The 14,782-nt window shown below is 58.1% G+C and carries 18 protein-coding genes; 14 read left to right on the top strand and 4 right to left on the bottom strand.

What is annotated here, in order from left to right:
- Nucleotides 1-2 precede the first annotated feature (2 nt).
- Nucleotides 3-1,019: a 2-hydroxyacid dehydrogenase gene (locus tag AC13F2_RS13885; RefSeq protein WP_482965547.1), complete on the bottom strand. Its 1,017-nt coding sequence runs from the start codon at nucleotides 1,017-1,019 to the stop codon at nucleotides 3-5.
- A gap of 113 nt (nucleotides 1,020-1,132) precedes the next feature.
- Between AC13F2_RS13885 and AC13F2_RS13880 the strand changes: the two genes are divergently transcribed.
- Entirely contained in the window at nucleotides 1,133-1,594 is a 462-nt protein-coding gene (locus AC13F2_RS13880) for an SH3 domain-containing protein (protein ID WP_248284378.1), read from the top strand.
- 3 nt (nucleotides 1,595-1,597) lie between these two features.
- Here the strand turns inward: AC13F2_RS13880 and AC13F2_RS13875 are convergent, their stop codons facing one another.
- From AC13F2_RS13875 to AC13F2_RS13865, 3 genes are read right to left on the bottom strand one after another with little or no spacing between them, the layout of a single operon-like run.
- Nucleotides 1,598-2,044 (bottom strand): hypothetical protein, encoded by a 447-nt coding sequence (locus AC13F2_RS13875; protein WP_482965546.1) that lies wholly within the window; start codon nucleotides 2,042-2,044, stop codon nucleotides 1,598-1,600.
- Nucleotides 2,045-2,467: a hypothetical protein gene (locus AC13F2_RS13870; protein ID WP_482965545.1), complete on the bottom strand. Its 423-nt coding sequence runs from the start codon at nucleotides 2,465-2,467 to the stop codon at nucleotides 2,045-2,047.
- A gap of 54 nt (nucleotides 2,468-2,521) precedes the next feature.
- On the bottom strand, nucleotides 2,522-3,718 hold the full coding sequence (locus AC13F2_RS13865) for an acetyl-CoA C-acyltransferase (protein ID WP_482965544.1): 1,197 nt from the start codon (nucleotides 3,716-3,718) through the stop codon (nucleotides 2,522-2,524).
- Between the two features lie 89 nt (nucleotides 3,719-3,807).
- Between AC13F2_RS13865 and AC13F2_RS13860 the strand changes: the two genes are divergently transcribed.
- From AC13F2_RS13860 to nuoI, 13 genes are all read left to right on the top strand, one after another.
- Nucleotides 3,808-5,238 (top strand): coniferyl aldehyde dehydrogenase, encoded by a 1,431-nt coding sequence (locus tag AC13F2_RS13860; protein WP_482965543.1) that lies wholly within the window; start codon nucleotides 3,808-3,810, stop codon nucleotides 5,236-5,238.
- Nucleotides 5,239-5,371: 133 nt separating this feature from the next.
- Nucleotides 5,372-5,746 carry an NADH-quinone oxidoreductase subunit A gene (gene ndhC, locus AC13F2_RS13855; RefSeq protein WP_103023755.1) on the top strand — a complete coding sequence of 125 codons (375 nt, stop codon included), beginning with the start codon at nucleotides 5,372-5,374 and terminating at the stop codon, nucleotides 5,744-5,746.
- A 4-nt stretch (nucleotides 5,747-5,750) separates the two neighbouring features.
- Nucleotides 5,751-6,317: a NuoB/complex I 20 kDa subunit family protein gene (locus AC13F2_RS13850; protein WP_173830024.1), complete on the top strand. Its 567-nt coding sequence runs from the start codon at nucleotides 5,751-5,753 to the stop codon at nucleotides 6,315-6,317.
- A gap of 6 nt (nucleotides 6,318-6,323) precedes the next feature.
- The gene (locus AC13F2_RS13845; RefSeq protein ID WP_482965542.1) at nucleotides 6,324-7,214 is read left to right on the top strand and encodes an NADH-quinone oxidoreductase subunit C; all 891 of its coding nucleotides are present in this window, start codon (nucleotides 6,324-6,326) and stop codon (nucleotides 7,212-7,214) included.
- Entirely contained in the window at nucleotides 7,214-7,747 is a 534-nt protein-coding gene (locus AC13F2_RS13840; RefSeq protein WP_222828075.1) for a hypothetical protein, read from the top strand. The genes AC13F2_RS13845 and AC13F2_RS13840 overlap by 1 nt, the downstream gene beginning before the upstream one ends.
- Nucleotides 7,748-7,755: 8 nt before the next feature.
- On the top strand, nucleotides 7,756-8,961 hold the full coding sequence (locus AC13F2_RS13835) for an NADH-quinone oxidoreductase subunit D (RefSeq protein ID WP_369828427.1): 1,206 nt from the start codon (nucleotides 7,756-7,758) through the stop codon (nucleotides 8,959-8,961).
- Nucleotides 8,961-9,629, top strand: coding sequence for an NADH-quinone oxidoreductase subunit NuoE (nuoE, locus tag AC13F2_RS13830; RefSeq protein WP_375245601.1), 669 nt, complete (start codon nucleotides 8,961-8,963; stop codon nucleotides 9,627-9,629). The genes AC13F2_RS13835 and nuoE overlap by 1 nt, the downstream gene beginning before the upstream one ends.
- On the top strand, nucleotides 9,629-9,769 hold the full coding sequence (locus tag AC13F2_RS13825) for a hypothetical protein (protein WP_158246628.1): 141 nt from the start codon (nucleotides 9,629-9,631) through the stop codon (nucleotides 9,767-9,769). Before nuoE ends, AC13F2_RS13825 begins: the two co-directional genes overlap by 1 nt.
- The gene (gene nuoF, locus AC13F2_RS13820) at nucleotides 9,769-11,061 is read left to right on the top strand and encodes an NADH-quinone oxidoreductase subunit NuoF (RefSeq protein ID WP_196846070.1); all 1,293 of its coding nucleotides are present in this window, start codon (nucleotides 9,769-9,771) and stop codon (nucleotides 11,059-11,061) included. Before AC13F2_RS13825 ends, nuoF begins: the two co-directional genes overlap by 1 nt.
- Nucleotides 11,061-13,070 carry an NADH-quinone oxidoreductase subunit NuoG gene (nuoG, locus tag AC13F2_RS13815; RefSeq protein ID WP_482965541.1) on the top strand — a complete coding sequence of 670 codons (2,010 nt, stop codon included), beginning with the start codon at nucleotides 11,061-11,063 and terminating at the stop codon, nucleotides 13,068-13,070. The genes nuoF and nuoG overlap by 1 nt, the downstream gene beginning before the upstream one ends.
- Complete coding sequence (locus AC13F2_RS13810) at nucleotides 13,070-13,234, top strand: hypothetical protein (protein WP_158246629.1); 165 nt, start codon at nucleotides 13,070-13,072, stop codon at nucleotides 13,232-13,234. The genes nuoG and AC13F2_RS13810 overlap by 1 nt, the downstream gene beginning before the upstream one ends.
- Nucleotides 13,231-14,277, top strand: coding sequence for an NADH-quinone oxidoreductase subunit NuoH (nuoH, locus tag AC13F2_RS13805; protein ID WP_103023762.1), 1,047 nt, complete (start codon nucleotides 13,231-13,233; stop codon nucleotides 14,275-14,277). Before AC13F2_RS13810 ends, nuoH begins: the two co-directional genes overlap by 4 nt.
- Complete coding sequence (gene nuoI, locus AC13F2_RS13800; RefSeq protein WP_050601230.1) at nucleotides 14,274-14,759, top strand: NADH-quinone oxidoreductase subunit NuoI; 486 nt, start codon at nucleotides 14,274-14,276, stop codon at nucleotides 14,757-14,759. Before nuoH ends, nuoI begins: the two co-directional genes overlap by 4 nt.
- The last annotated feature ends 23 nt before the right edge of the window (nucleotides 14,760-14,782 follow it).

The raw sequence follows: 14,782 nt of genomic DNA, 5'->3' as shown, positions 1-14,782 counted from the left end.
GGTCAGGCCAGCCCGGTCAGAACCTGATCGGGCGGTCGGTGGCCATCCGCCCACATACGAATGTTGGCGATGACCTTCATGCCGCTTTCTTCGCGCCCTTCGAGGGTGGCACTTCCAATATGGGGAAGGGTCATCACATTCGGATGACGGATCAGGCGGGCATCGACATGCGGCTCGTCCGGATAGACATCGAGACCTGCTCCCGCAAGTTTCCCGGCCTCTAAAGCCGCGATGAGCGCTTCCTGATCGACGAGGTCGCCGCGCGCCGTATTGATTAGGCTTGCCCCATCTTTCATCAGGCCGATCCTTTGTGCGTCGATCATGTGATGCGTATCCGGACCTGCTGGACAGTGCAGCGTCAGGATGTCGGCCTCCGACATCAGTCCATCGAGGCTGTCCACCCAACGGGCGCTGAACATACGCTCAACCGCTTCGGGCAGCCGTTTGCGATTGTGGTAAGCGATTTCCAATCCGAAAGCGCGGGCACGATGCGCGACAGCCTGGCCTATGCGGCCCATACCGACGATGCCCAGAACCTTTCCGGCGAGCTTTGCGCCAAGCAGCGCCGTCGGCGTCCAGCCGGACCATTCACCACTCCTGATGAGCTCGACACCTTCGCGGATACGGCGCGGCACGCCAATGATCCCTGCCATGGTAAGATCAGCAGTATCGTCAGTGAATACGCCTGGCGTATTGGTGACGAGAATATGGTGCTCCGCTGCGGCTTCAAGGTCGATATGCTCCGTTCCTGCGCCAAAATTGGCGATCAGACCGAGGTCCTTTCCGGCGGAGGCTATCATATCGGTGTCGATCCGGTCCGTCACGGTTGGGACCAGCACATCGCAATCGTTCATAGCTGCGGTCAGATCATCACGTGTCAGCGGGTTGTCGTCCGCATTGAGCACGACATCGAACAGGTCGACCATGCGATCTTCCACGCTTGGCATGAGATGCCGCGTGACGAATACCCGGGGCTTACGTTCGAGACGTTTGGAGTGCGTAGAGTTCGTGCGTGCCATCGAATTGCATCGCTAGGACGGCGCCGGGTCGATGGTCAAGGATTTGGGCGGGGAAGCTGTTGCCAATCGCGTTGACTGTTCGCCAAATTTCTTCAATTCGTGGCTGCATGGTCATGCGACTTTTTCTTCCCTTTCTTGTTCTTCTCGGTTTGGCCAGCACAGTGCAGGCTCAGGACCGCGATGTGCCCTATTGGGCCACCATAAGGGCTAGCGAGCTTAACATGCGAGTAGGGCCGAGCGCGGACTATCGTATTGATTGGGTCTACCATCGTCCGGGCCTGCCAGTGAAGGTTGTGAGGCTGATGGAGGGCTGGCGTCTGATCGAAGATCCGGACGGCGCGCGGGGCTGGGTCGTCGCCCGCCTGTTGAGTCCAGATCGGGGCGCCATCGTGATAGGAGACGCGTCGACCGAATTGCGCGACGGTGCGTCTTCAGGGTCGGACATCAAATGGCGCGTTGAACCTGGCGTCGTGGGCGTACTTGGCGATTGCGACGATGGCTGGTGTGAATTTTCCATCGGGGAACGGCGGGGATACATTCTTGCGTCCCGCCTCTGGGGGGCGGGGCCTCCGTAACCCTCAGCTCGCTACGGGACGAACGGTGTAGCTATCGCTGCCATCCGCACCCGTTGTGGTGAACGTTCCATCTTCGGAGAGGGACGAATTGATCCAGCAGCGTTCTTGCTTGTCTTCTCCCGCACCGGACGGATCGAAGCACGCTCTTCCGCGGTCGTCGCGCCATCTGCCTGTTACGATTGTATCCCCATCCGGATTGCGTGTCGAATAGGTACCATCCTGTTCTATCACCATCTGGAAGTAGAGACTGCCATCGCTGCTCTCGATCGAGTATACTCCGGGTGCCAAGACATAAGCATCTGGCGAGGGAGCTTTTTCATCGTTTTCGGTGGTGTCGTGTGCGTAGGGGGCTTCTGGTTCCTGACCGCAAGCCGTCACGAGCAGGCCCGCCAGCGTCAGGGTAAAGGCCGTCGAAAAGCGCGATGGCAAACGCCCTGTTCTGTCGGCCATCTAGGTGGCCGGAGTATTTGTGGGTGTAGCGCCGCCATCGACCTTGCGCACCGTAGTCGTGTTGCCATCCTCATCCTGCATTGCAAAGCTGCCGTCTTCCCCGGGGGCTGCGCCGGTGTAGCATTCTTCGCTTTCGTTCCCTTCCGGATCGAAGCACATCGCACCGTCATCACCGGTTCGCCATCTGCCGCCACCGGTTCGATCACCGTCCGGCGTAGTCTCGACGTATGTCCCGTCCGAGTTGATGGTTTGCAGCGCTACACTGCCATCGGCTAATTTGATTTCGTAGGTGCCGGTTACGTCACCCGTAGCAGTCCCGCTAGCGGTTGCAGCCGCGGTGTTGGTGGATTCCGGCGTTTTTTCCTCTTTCGAACCGCATGCGGCGAGCGCAGCGCAAGCGGCGAAGACCATAAGCTTTTTCATCGGCTCTCCCCTTTCGCGGGCACAACGCGCGCGAAAGGGGGAGGGTCCCGAAAATCAGACGAGTTCGACCGCCACTGCCGTCGCTTCACCGCCACCGATGCAGAGAGATGCGATTCCGCGCTTCTTCCCCTGTTCCTTGAGTGCGTTGAGAAGGGTGACGATAATCCGCGTGCCGCTCGCCCCGATAGGGTGTCCAAGCGCCGTGCCGCCGCCATTCACGTTGATCTTGTCGTGAGGGATGCCAATGTCACGCATGGCAAACATTGCAACGCAGGCAAAGGCTTCGTTAACTTCCCACAACTCAACTTCGTCAGCCGACCAGCCGGCATTTTCGAGAACCTTGTTTATAGCGCCAACCGGAGCAACCGTGAATTCGGATGGTGCCTGGGCATGGGCTGCCATGGCAACAATCCGGGCGACGGGGGTCTGTCCATTTTTCTCTGCAACACTTTCACGCGTCAGCACAACGGCGGCGGCACCGTCCGAAATCGAGGACGAAGTCGCAGCCGTAATCGTCCCATCCTTGGCGAAAGCCGGGCGGAGGGTAGGGATCTTGTCGGGCTTGCCCTTTCCGGGCTGCTCGTCGTGTTCGACAGTTACTTCGCCGGCGCGGGTGGAGAAGGTGACCGGCACAACTTCTCCAGCGAATGCGCCGTTTTCGATGGCCGCGTTCGCACGTCGGAGCGATTCAATCGAATATGCGTCCATTTCTTCGCGGGTGAGCTGGTAATCGTTTGCGGTGTCCTGCGCGAAAGTGCCCATTGCACGGCCTTCTTCGTACGCATCTTCCAGGCCGTCGAGGAACATGTGATCGTAAGCCGTGTCATGTCCGAGGCGCGCACCGCTACGGTGCTTCTTCAGCAGATACGGCGCATTGGTCATGCTTTCCATGCCACCGGCCACGACATAATCGATGGTGCCGCTCGCCAGCGCTTCTGCGCCCATGATAACAGTCTGCATGCCACTGCCGCAGACCTTGTTGACTGTGGTTGCCTGGACAGACGTCGGGAGGCCGGCCTTGATGGACGCTTGCCGAGCGGGGGCCTGACCGAGACCTGCCGGAAGAACGCAGCCCATGTAGGTGCGATCAAACTTATCGGCGGAAACACCCGAACGCTCGACCGCTGCTTTAACCGCTGTCGCGCCGAGATCGGTTGCCGAAACATCCGCGAGCGCGCCCTGCATTCCCCCCATTGGGGTCCGGGCATAAGACAGAATGACGACGGGATCGGATGCGCTGAACTGGGGCATGCTTGTGCTGGTCCTTGTGTTCTGGAATATCTCGCTGACGAGATAGGATGTGCGTCGCTGCGACGCAACATGGACCGAGGGAGTTTAGGATGGTTGAAGATCGCAGAGCGGCAATGGAAGCCGTGCTCAGGAAGCAGCGCTCCGCCCACCATCAAATGCGTCCCGAGCCCATGAACCTGCGCAGGGATCGCATCAAACGCACTATAACCTTGTTGAAAAAGCACGGCGATGATCTGTGCAAGGTGATGGCTGCCGATTTCGGAAACCGTTCGCCGCTTCAGTCGATGATTACCGACATTGCGGGAACTGCGAATTTCGGAAAATATTGCCTCAAGAACATGGACAAGTGGGCGCGGGCAGAAAAGCGCCACGTCCAGTTTCCCTTGGGCCTGCTCGGGGCAAAGGCAGAGGTTCGTTACGAGCCCAAGGGCGTCGTCGGGATATTGTCGCCTTGGAATTTCCCGGTGAATCTCAGCTTCGGCCCCCTGATGCAGGTATTTGCTGCCGGCAATCGCGCGATGATCAAGCCGAGCGAGTTTACTGAAAAGACCAGTTTGCTTACCAAGGAACTTATCGCGGAATATTTCACGCCAGACGAATGTGCTGTCTTCACCGGCGGGCCGGAGGTTGCCGCTGCTTTCAGTGAACTTGCGTTCGATCACCTGGTTTTTACCGGATCGACCGCGACGGGGCGCAAGGTCATGGAGGCGGCGTCTAAAAATCTCGTACCCGTTACGCTCGAGTTAGGCGGCAAATCCCCTGTATTCATGGGCGAAAGCGCCGATTTTGCAAAGGCTGGGGAACGCGTGGCCCTGGGCAAGATGATGAATGCAGGCCAGATATGTCTTGCTCCGGACTATCTATACGTGCCCGAAAGCAAGATAGATGAGGCAATCCACGGTGTATGGGAGGGGACTGCCGCCATGTACCCCTCACTGCTCGACAACGAGGATTATTCCAGCATCGTTACAGACAGGCATTTTGATCGCCTGCAGGCGATCGTAGCAGATGCGCGCGACAAGGGGGCGGAGGTGATCGAGGTCAATCCCGCTAACGAGGATTTCTCCAACACCAATGCGCGCAAGATGCCGCTGACGATCCTGAAGAATGTCAGCGAAGACATGAAGGCGATGCAGGAAGAAATCTTCGGACCGGTTCTGCCGGTGAAGACCTATGCCGATATCGATGAGGCTATTGACTACGTGAACCGGCACGACCGTCCGCTGGGGCTGTACTATTTCGGACAGGACAGCAGCGAGCGCGAGAAGGTGCTGAGCAAAACCATCAGTGGTGGCGTGACCGTGAATGATGTTCTGTTCCACGTTTCGATGGATGATCTACCGTTCGGTGGAGTGGGGCCGTCTGGAATGGGCAGCTATCACGGGGTCGAGGGATTTCGCGAGTTCAGCCATGCTCGCAGCATCTATACACAGCCAAAAATCGACGTTGCCAAACTGGGCGGCTTCAAGCCGCCATACGGAGCGGCCACAGAAAAAGCCGTCAAAACCATGATGAAATAGCGGGCCGGGTGTGGAGCGCGGCGCATGTTGCGGATTTATTGCGAATAGTTCGCATTTCTCCACCCTTGCACCATCTGGGTGAGGGGCCTAGAGGCGGGCGCGAAAACAAGCTCCCCGTGCCTAGGAATCATTCGTGGTCGACCTCGAACAATACCTGCCCATCCTGATTTTCCTGTTCATCGCCGTTGGTCTTTCGGCATTGTTCGTGTTCCTCCCGATGGGTGTTTCGCGGCTAACTGGGGCTCACAAGCCCAATGCCGAGAAAAACAGCGAATATGAATGCGGATTTCCCGCATTCGAGGATTCGCGCAGCCAGTTCGATGTTAAATTCTATCTCGTTGCGATCAGCTTCCTGCTGTTCGACCTCGAAGCGTCCTTTCTCTTCCCGTGGGCAGTCAGTCTGCAGTTCACAGGGTGGGAAGGCTGGATCGGTATGATGATCTTTCTCGGCATCCTCGCCGTAGGCCTCGCCTACGAGTGGAAGATGGGCGCCCTGGATTGGGAATAACGCCATGAACAATTCAACCATTATCACTCCGCCCAACGCTGTTCCTGCCGCCCAGGGTGGCGAGGTTCGTCAGCCCGAAGCGGACTATTTCAATGCGCTTCAGACCGAGGTGAACGACAAGGGATTCCTCGTCACCAGCACCGAAGATCTGTTCCAGTGGGCGCGCACCGGTTCGCTATGGTGGATGACGTTCGGCCTTGCCTGCTGTGCGGTCGAGATGATTCATGTGAACATGCCGCGATATGACATGGAGCGTTTTGGTGTCGCCCCGCGTGCCTCACCCCGCCAGTCGGACGTGATGATCGTTGCCGGTACGCTGTGCAACAAGATGGCGCCTGCCCTTCGCAAGGTCTACGACCAGATGTCGGAGCCCAAATACGTCATCTCGATGGGAAGCTGCGCCAATGGGGGTGGCTACTACCACTACAGCTATTCCGTCGTGCGTGGGTGCGACCGGATCGTACCGGTCGACATTTACGTCCCGGGGTGCCCACCGACCGCAGAGGCGCTTTTGTACGGTGTCATGCAGTTGCAGCGGAAGATTCGCCGCTCGGGAACGATCGAAAGGTAAGGCCGAATGGCAACGTTACATTCCGCGCCCCGCTTTACCATGATCGACGGGCTGAAGAGTGCGCTCAGCGAGGCGTTGGGCGATCATCTGCTCGGCGCCCATGAAGAGCATGGTGAGTTGTTGCTCACCGTAAAGCGTGACAGCGTTGAGGACGTGCTTCGCATGCTGCGCGATGAGCACAAATATCAGCAGTTGATGGAGATCGCAGGTGTTGATTACCCGAGCCGTGCCGAACGGTTCGAAGTGGTCTACATGCTGCTTTCCTTGACGACGAATAGCCGGATCATGGTGAAGTGTTCGGCTTCGGAAGATACTCCGGTTCCTACTGTCACGACGCTGTGGCCGAATGCGGGATGGTTGGAGCGCGAAGTATTCGACATGTACGGGGTGCTTTTCGCTGGCAACTCGGACCTTCGCCGCATCCTCACCGATTATGGGTTCGAAGGCCATCCCTTCCGCAAGGACTTCCCTCTTACGGGCTATCATGAACTGCGCTACTCGGAAGATGAAAAGCGCGTTGTCTATGAGCCTGTCGAACTCGCACAGGATCTTCGACAGTTCGATTTCATGAGTCCATGGGAAGGAGCGGATTACGTGCTTCCTGGCGATGAGAAGGCAGATACGTCCCCGGTAGATGAGCCCAAGACGACCGAGAAGCCATCCGATACCGGTGCTGGGGCCAAGACTGACAAGCAGGCGTCTGAAAAGGTCACTGCGGGAGCACCCGCCGAGAAAGATGGTGGTGAAGAGGCTCCCGCGCCGGAGGCTACCGAGGATCAACCCGCGCGCCCAAAACGCAAGGACAAAACAAGCGATACTGCCGAAGCGACCGAGCCAAAAAAGAAGCGTGCCCCGGCGAAGCGTAAGCCTGCTGCGGCCAAGAAGGATCCGAAGTGATGAGTAGGCTTCTTTTTGTTGCACTACCATTGGCTCTTGCGGCCTGTTCTTCAGAACCTTCCCAGCAGGAGGGCGCCGATGATTTTGCCAATCGTATCGGGCAGAATGAATCGGCGGCAGTTGACGGGATGGCCAATCCGGACAAGCCCAATACCGCCAATGCACAACCGCCCCAGGGTGCCGATCTTACTCAGCTTCAGAAGCTGGGCGATATCGGCGGTGTCAATCTTGGCACACGCGAAGGCGGTTGCACCTTGATGATTGGCAAGGATGAGATGATCATAGCAGGCGGCGTCAACGACCGTGCGATACCTGGCAAAGCCGTTGTCAGGATCGGCGATAGCCTGACGACTGTCGACGCATCGGTCGGTGGTCTTGACGCGGTCAAGAGTGGCACGACCTTTGAAGGTGAAGGTTTTACCGTTACTGTTTCCCCGGCAGAGGGCGATCAGCAGCGCCGCCCTGCCAATGTCCTCGTACGGGATGCAGCCGGCAAATCACAAAGCTACAGCGGCAATTGGATCTGCGGATGAGCCACGCCATGCATTTAGAAGAGTCGCCGACTACCGGCGACGAGGTGATCACCAACTACACGATCAATTTCGGACCGCAGCACCCTGCGGCGCACGGAGTTCTTCGTATGGTGATGGAACTCGACGGTGAGATCATCGAGAGGGTCGATCCGCATGTCGGCCTGCTGCATCGCGGCACCGAGAAGCTGATCGAGCACAAGACGTATCTGCAGGCGCTGCCCTATTTTGATCGGCTCGATTATTGCAGCCCGCTCGCGCAGGAATACAGCTACGTTCTTGCGATTGAGAAGCTGCTCAACGTCCAGGTGCCGGAGCGCGCTCAATATCTGCGCGTACTGTTCGCCGAATTGACCCGCATCTGCAATCACATGCTCAACATCGGTGCGCACGTCATGGACGTCGGCGCCATGACGCCCAACCTTTGGGTTTTCGAACTGCGCGAAGACTGTCTGAATTTTTTTGAGCGGGCTTCTGGAGCGCGTATGCACAGCGCGTGGTTCCGCCCAGGCGGCGTCCATCAGGATGTACCCGAGAAACTGCTCGTCGATATCGGCAACTGGATCGACACGCGGCTGCCCGAACTGTTCGGTGATGCCATGAGCCTCGTCCTCGACAATCGCATTTTCAAGCAGCGGAACGTCGATATCGCGGTGGTGAGCAAGGACGATGCGGTGGCTTGGGGCTTCTCCGGCCCGATGATCCGTGCAGCAGGCATTCCATGGGATCTGCGTAAGAGTCAGCCATACGATGTGTACGACCGTATGGAGTTCGACATTCCCGTTGGCACCAATTCGGATTGTTACGACCGCTTCGTGGTCCGCGTGAAGGAAGTGTACGAAAGCGCCAAGATCATGAAGCAGTGCCTGGCACAAATGCCGGGCGGCCCGATCTGCTCTGACGATCGCAAGGTTTCGCCGCCCAAGCGCGCGGAAATGAAGCAGTCGATGGAAGCGCTGATCCACCACTTCAAGCTGTATACAGAGGGCTTCCACGTGCCGGCCGGTGAGGTTTACGTTGCAACCGAAAGCCCCAAGGGTGAATTTGGCGTCTATCTCGTCAGCGATGGCTCGAACAAACCTTACCGCTGTAAGATACGTCCGACGGCTTTCAGCCACCTCCAGGCAATGGATTTTATGAGCAAAGGTCACATGCTGCCCGACGCCACTGCCATTCTCGGCGCCATCGACGTCGTCTTTGGGGAGTGTGATCGCTAATGGCCGACCGGAACCCCGCACCCGACACTCCCGAACTGCGTGAGCGCTGGGGTGCTTTCGAGTTTACCGAAAGCTACCGTGAGCGAGCGGATAAAGCGATTGCACGCTATCCCGAGGGGCGCCAGCGCTCGGCGGTGATGCCACTGCTCGACCTTGCCCAGCGGCAGGTCGGAGAAGAGACCAACACGCAGGGCTGGCTGCCACTGCCGGTGATCGAATATGTCGCCGACTATCTCGACATGCCGGTCATCCGCGTACTCGAAGTCGCCAGCTTCTATTTCATGTATAATATGAAGCCCGTGGGTAAGTACCACGTGCAGGTATGCGGAACGACACCGTGTATGCTGCGCGGCTCCGACGGCTTGTTCGAAACCTGTAAGAAGCGTGGCATGAGCAAGGGTCACGTCTCTGACGATGGCTTGTGGACCCTCACCGAGGTCGAATGCATGGGCAATTGCGCTACCGCGCCCATGGTCCAGATAAACGACGACAATTACGAGGATCTCACGCCCGAACGGCTCGACGCCATTCTTGATGAACTGGCCGCGGGCAAGCAGCCCAAGACCGGCACCCAAATCGAAGGCAAGCGCACTAGCGAACCTGAAGGTGGTCCCACCACATTGAAGGACATGGTCGGCGCAAACCGCGATTACCGGGGGGAATGGTAATGGAAGTCGTCACCATCCTCGTTGCATTGGTACTCGCGTGGATCGCGTGGAAGGTTCTCGTCGGTATCGTTAAATTTGGCGCACTCGCGATTATTGCAGTCGCCGCAATCTATCTCCTCTCGCAAGGGGGCGCATTCTGATGCTTGCCGATAAGGACCGCATCTTCACCAATTTGTATGGCTTTCAGGACTGGGGCCTGAAAGCGGCGCAGCAGCGTGGCGACTGGGATGACACCAAGTCGCTGATCGCGCGCGGGCATGACGATATCATCGAGGAAATGAAGGCTTCCGGTCTTCGTGGTCGTGGTGGTGCTGGCTTCCCGACCGGCCTCAAATGGTCTTTCATGCCAAAAGAGAGCAAAGACGGACGTCCTAGCTTTCTCGTCATCAACGCCGACGAATCCGAACCCGGATCCTGCAAGGACCGCGAGATAATCCGCCACGATCCGCACAAGCTGATCGAGGGCGCGCTAGTCGCTGGTTATGCCATGCGGGCAAGGGCGGCATATATTTACATCCGCGGCGAATATATCCGCGAAGCGGAAACCCTGCAGGCTGCGATCGACGAAGCGTACGATGCTGGTCTGATCGGGAAAAACGCGAGCAAGTCGGGTTACGATTTCGACGTGTTCCTGCACCGCGGCGCAGGCGCCTACATCTGTGGCGAAGAAACCGCGATGATCGAGAGCTTGGAAGGCAAGAAGGGCCAACCGCGCCTCAAGCCGCCGTTCCCTGCAGGTGCGGGCCTTTATGGCTGTCCGACGACAGTCAACAATGTCGAATCCATTGCGGTCGTGCCGACCATTCTGCGTCGAGGAGCGAGCTGGTTCAGCTCTTTCGGTCGCGAGAACAATAAGGGCACCAAACTGTTCCAGATCAGCGGGCATGTAAACAAGCCCTGCGTGGTCGAAGAAGCGCTAAGCATCCCGTTCAGTGAATTGATCGAAAAGCATTGTGGCGGCATCATTGGTGGCAAGGACAATTTGCTCGCTGTGATTCCGGGTGGATCATCAGTTCCGCTCGTTCCGGCCGATCAGATCTGGGACGCGCCGATGGATTTCGACGGGCTCAAGGATCTGGGGTCGGGGCTTGGTACGGCCGGCATCATCGTGATGGACAAGTCGACCGATATCGTCCGCGCGATTTCCCGGATCAGCTATTTCTACAAGCACGAAAGCTGCGGTCAGTGTACACCTTGCCGTGAAGGCACGGGATGGATGTGGCGCATGATGGAGCGTCTGCGCACAGGCGATGCTGCGATCGAGGAAATCGACATGCTGCAGCAAGTCACCAAGCAGGTTGAAGGTCACACCATTTGTGCATTGGGCGATGCGGCAGCGTGGCCGATCCAAGGGTTGATCCGCCACTTCCGCCCCGAGCTTGAACGCCGGATCGAAGAACACAACGCCAAGTTTGCCGAGGCAGCTGAATAATGCCCAAAGTCACCGTAGACGGACAGGAAATTGACGCTCCTGACGGCGCGACCGTCCTGCAGGCCTGCGAGCTTGCCGGGAAGGAAATTCCGCGCTTCTGCTATCACGAACGGCTGAGTATCGCTGGAAACTGCCGCATGTGTCTGGTCGAGGTAAAGCCTGGACCGCCGAAGCCGCAGGCAAGCTGCGCGTTGCCGGCAACCGAGGGTCAGGAGATCCGCACCGATACGCCGATGGTGAAGACCGCGCGCGAAGGCGTGATGGAATTCCTGCTGATCAATCACCCGCTCGATTGCCCGATTTGCGATCAGGGCGGCGAGTGCGACCTTCAGGATCAGTCGGTTGCTTATGGCCGTGGTGGTTCGCGCTATGAAGAAAACAAGCGCGCGGTAACCGAGAAGTACATGGGGCCACTGATCAAGACGGTCATGACCCGCTGCATTCACTGTACCCGCTGCGTGCGCTTCAGCGAGGAGATCGCGGGGGTTGACGAGATCGGCGCAGTCGGTCGCGGCGAGGACATGCAGATCACCACCTATCTCGAGCAGGCAGCTGAGCATGAGCTGTCGGCCAATGTGATCGATCTGTGTCCTGTCGGTGCACTCACGTCGCGCCCTTACGCGTTCGAAGCGCGCCCGTGGGAGCTCAAGAAGACCCTGAGCATCGATGTGTCCGATGCGATCGGTGCCAACATTCGGCTCGACAGTCGTGGTCGGGAAGTCATGCGCGCGCTCCCGCGCATCAACGATGACGTGAACGAAGAATGGATTTCCGACAAGGCACGTTATCAGGTCGATGGCCTGTCGAGGCGTCGCCTCGACAAAGTTTTCATGCGCACGAAGGGTGGACTCAAGCCCGCGACCTGGGACGAGGCCTTCAAAGCGATCGCCAAGGCCACACCCGGCAAGGACATTGCCGCTATTGCGGGCGACATGGTCGATTGCGAAACGATGTTCGCAGCCAAGTCTCTGTTGAAAGCCAGTGGTTCGTCCCTGCTCGAAGGTCGCCAGACGGGAATGGATTACGACGTTTCCAACCTCGCCGCAGTGAATTTCAATTCGACGCTGGCTGGTATTGAGACTGCAGACGCCATCCTGATCGTGGGGAGCCATATTCGCTGGGAAGCACCCTTGGTGAATGTGCGCATTCGCAAGGCAGTGAAGCGCGGCGCCAAGGTTTTCGTCATCGGGGCGTTCTGGGACACGACGTATCCGGCGGTATTCCTCGGCGACGAGTTGTCGTCGCTGGGTGAGCTGCCCGAAGCAGTGGGTGAAATTTTCAGTTCGGCCGAACGGCCCGCCATCATTATGGGGGGAGCGGCTCTGGCCCACGGCGCGTTGGGCGCTGGTCTTGCTTTTGCTGAGCAGTTCAATCTCGTCCGCGAGGGCTGGAACGGCTTCAACGTTCTGCATTTCAGTGCTGCGCGGATGGGCGGGCTGATGCTCGGCTTTGCGCAGAAAGGCGGGATGAAGGACGTCGTTGCGGCCAAGCCCAAGGTAGTCATCAGCCTCGGCGCAGACGAAATGGACTTCGAACCCTTCGCCGATGCGCTGAAAGTCTATGTCGGCCATCATGGCGACAAGGGCGCGCATGCGGCTGATATCATCCTGCCTGGCGCGAGTTACGCCGAGAAGGATGGAACCTACGTCAATACGGAAGGTCGCGTGCAGTTCGCCGAGAAGGCCGTGTTCGCACCAGGTGATGCTCGCGAGGACTGGACGATTCTCCGCGCCCTTGCCGACGCTCTGGGCGTTTCGGTCGGGTTCGACAGTTTTGCCGAGCTTCAGGCCGCAATGATCGCCGAAGTTCCCGCGCTTGGTGAAGAAGGCCTTGCCGATTTCGGTGCTATGCCCAAGGCATCCGCCAAGGCTAGGGCGGAAGGCACCATCTCGGCCTATCCGATCAAGGACTTCTACCTGACCAATGCGATTGCGCGGGCAAGCGCAGTAATGCAGCAATGTTCGGCTGAACTGCTTGGCGGCGGTGAACTGGCGGAGGCAGCGGAATAATGGCATTCCCGATCATCCCACTCGCCATCATCGGTGCCAGCAGCCTTGCCGTCTGGCGCGGCTTCCGCAGCGATAACAGCAACAAATCCAGCGCCGCCAATGGCTGGCGCAACGAAGCCTATTCCACGCGCGAGAAAGCAGGGAAGGGCAGGAAGCACAAATGACCGAATTCTTCCAATCCCTCGGTATGAACTACGAATGGGCGTGGTTCGTTGCCACCATTGCCGGCATCCTGTTGATTGCTCTGCCGCTGATGCTGTCGGTGGCGATGATCATCTATGTCGACCGCAAAGTCTGGGCGGCGATCAACCTGCGCCGCGGGCCGAACGTGGTTGGCCCCTTCGGCCTGTTGCAAAGTTTTGCCGATGGTCTGAAGGTCTTCCTGCAGGAAACCATTATTCCGAGCGCGGCGAACAAGGGCATATTCCTGCTCGCGCCTATCCTTACCTTCACAGTGGCGCTTGCTGCATGGGCCGTTGTTCCTTTCAGTGCCACCGCAGTACTCGCGGATATCAATATCGGATTGCTATACATTCTGGCGATCAGTTCCCTGTCAGTTTACGGCGTGGTGATGAGCGGATGGGCCAGTAACTCCAAATATCCGTTCTTTTCCGCCATGCGCGCTGCGGCTCAGATGATTTCGTACGAAGTCTCGATCGGGTTTATCCTGGTTTGTGTGGTGCTGTTCGCAGGTACATTCAATTTGAATGATATCGTCCGCTCTCAGCAAGGGTTTGGCCTCGGCATCGTCAATGCCTATGTCATTCATCCGCTGCTGTTCCCGATGTGGGTAATGTTCTTCATTAGCTCGCTCGCCGAGACGCAGCGCGTTCCTTTCGATCTTACCGAAGCCGAAAGCGAACTCGTTGCCGGTTATCAGACCGAATATTCCTCGATGAGCTTCGCGCTCTTCTGGTTGGGGGAATATGCCAACATCCTGCTGATGTGCATTCTAAATGCCCTGCTGTTCTGGGGTGGCTGGCTGCCGCCGATCGACTGGGCGCCGCTGTATTACGTACCCGGCATTGTCTGGCTTCTGCTCAAGACTTTCTTCTTCTTCTTCATGTTCAGTTGGGTCATGGCGACGGTTCCGCGCTATCGTTACGACCAGCTGATGCGCCTGGGCTGGAAGGTGTTTCTTCCTATCAGCCTCGGTTTTGTTGTTGTCATTTCGGGCTATCTAATGGCCACGGGACATTTCGGATGAGTATCGCGCAAACCATCAAAGCATTTACCTTGTGGGAGTTCGTGAAGGCGCATGCCCTCACGCTGAAGTACTTCTTCAAGCCCAAGGTGACGATCAACTATCCGTTCGAGAAGAACCCGATCAGTCCGCGGTTCCGCGGTGAGCACGCGCTGCGTCGCTATCCCAATGGTGAAGAGCGCTGCATCGCCTGCAAACTGTGCGAAGCTGTCTGCCCCGCGCAGGCAATAACCATCGAGAGTGAACCGCGTGAGGACGGCAGCCGTCGCACCACGCGCTACGACATTGACATGACCAAGTGCATCTATTGCGGTTTCTGTCAGGAAGCGTGCCCGGTCGATGCAGTCGTCGAAGGGCCGAACTTCGAATACGCCACCGAAACGCGTGAAGAACTGCTTTATGACAAGGCGAAACTGCTGGCGAACGGGGACAAGTGGGAGCGGGCCATCGCCGCGAACCTTGAAGCCGATGCGCCGTACCGTTAGGGGCCCGCGCCAAGGGATATGAC

This window comes from Qipengyuania sp. L-5Y, assembly GCF_056859455.1.
Note: the sequence above shows the minus strand (reverse complement) of the source record. Positions and strands in the feature narration are given on the sequence as shown.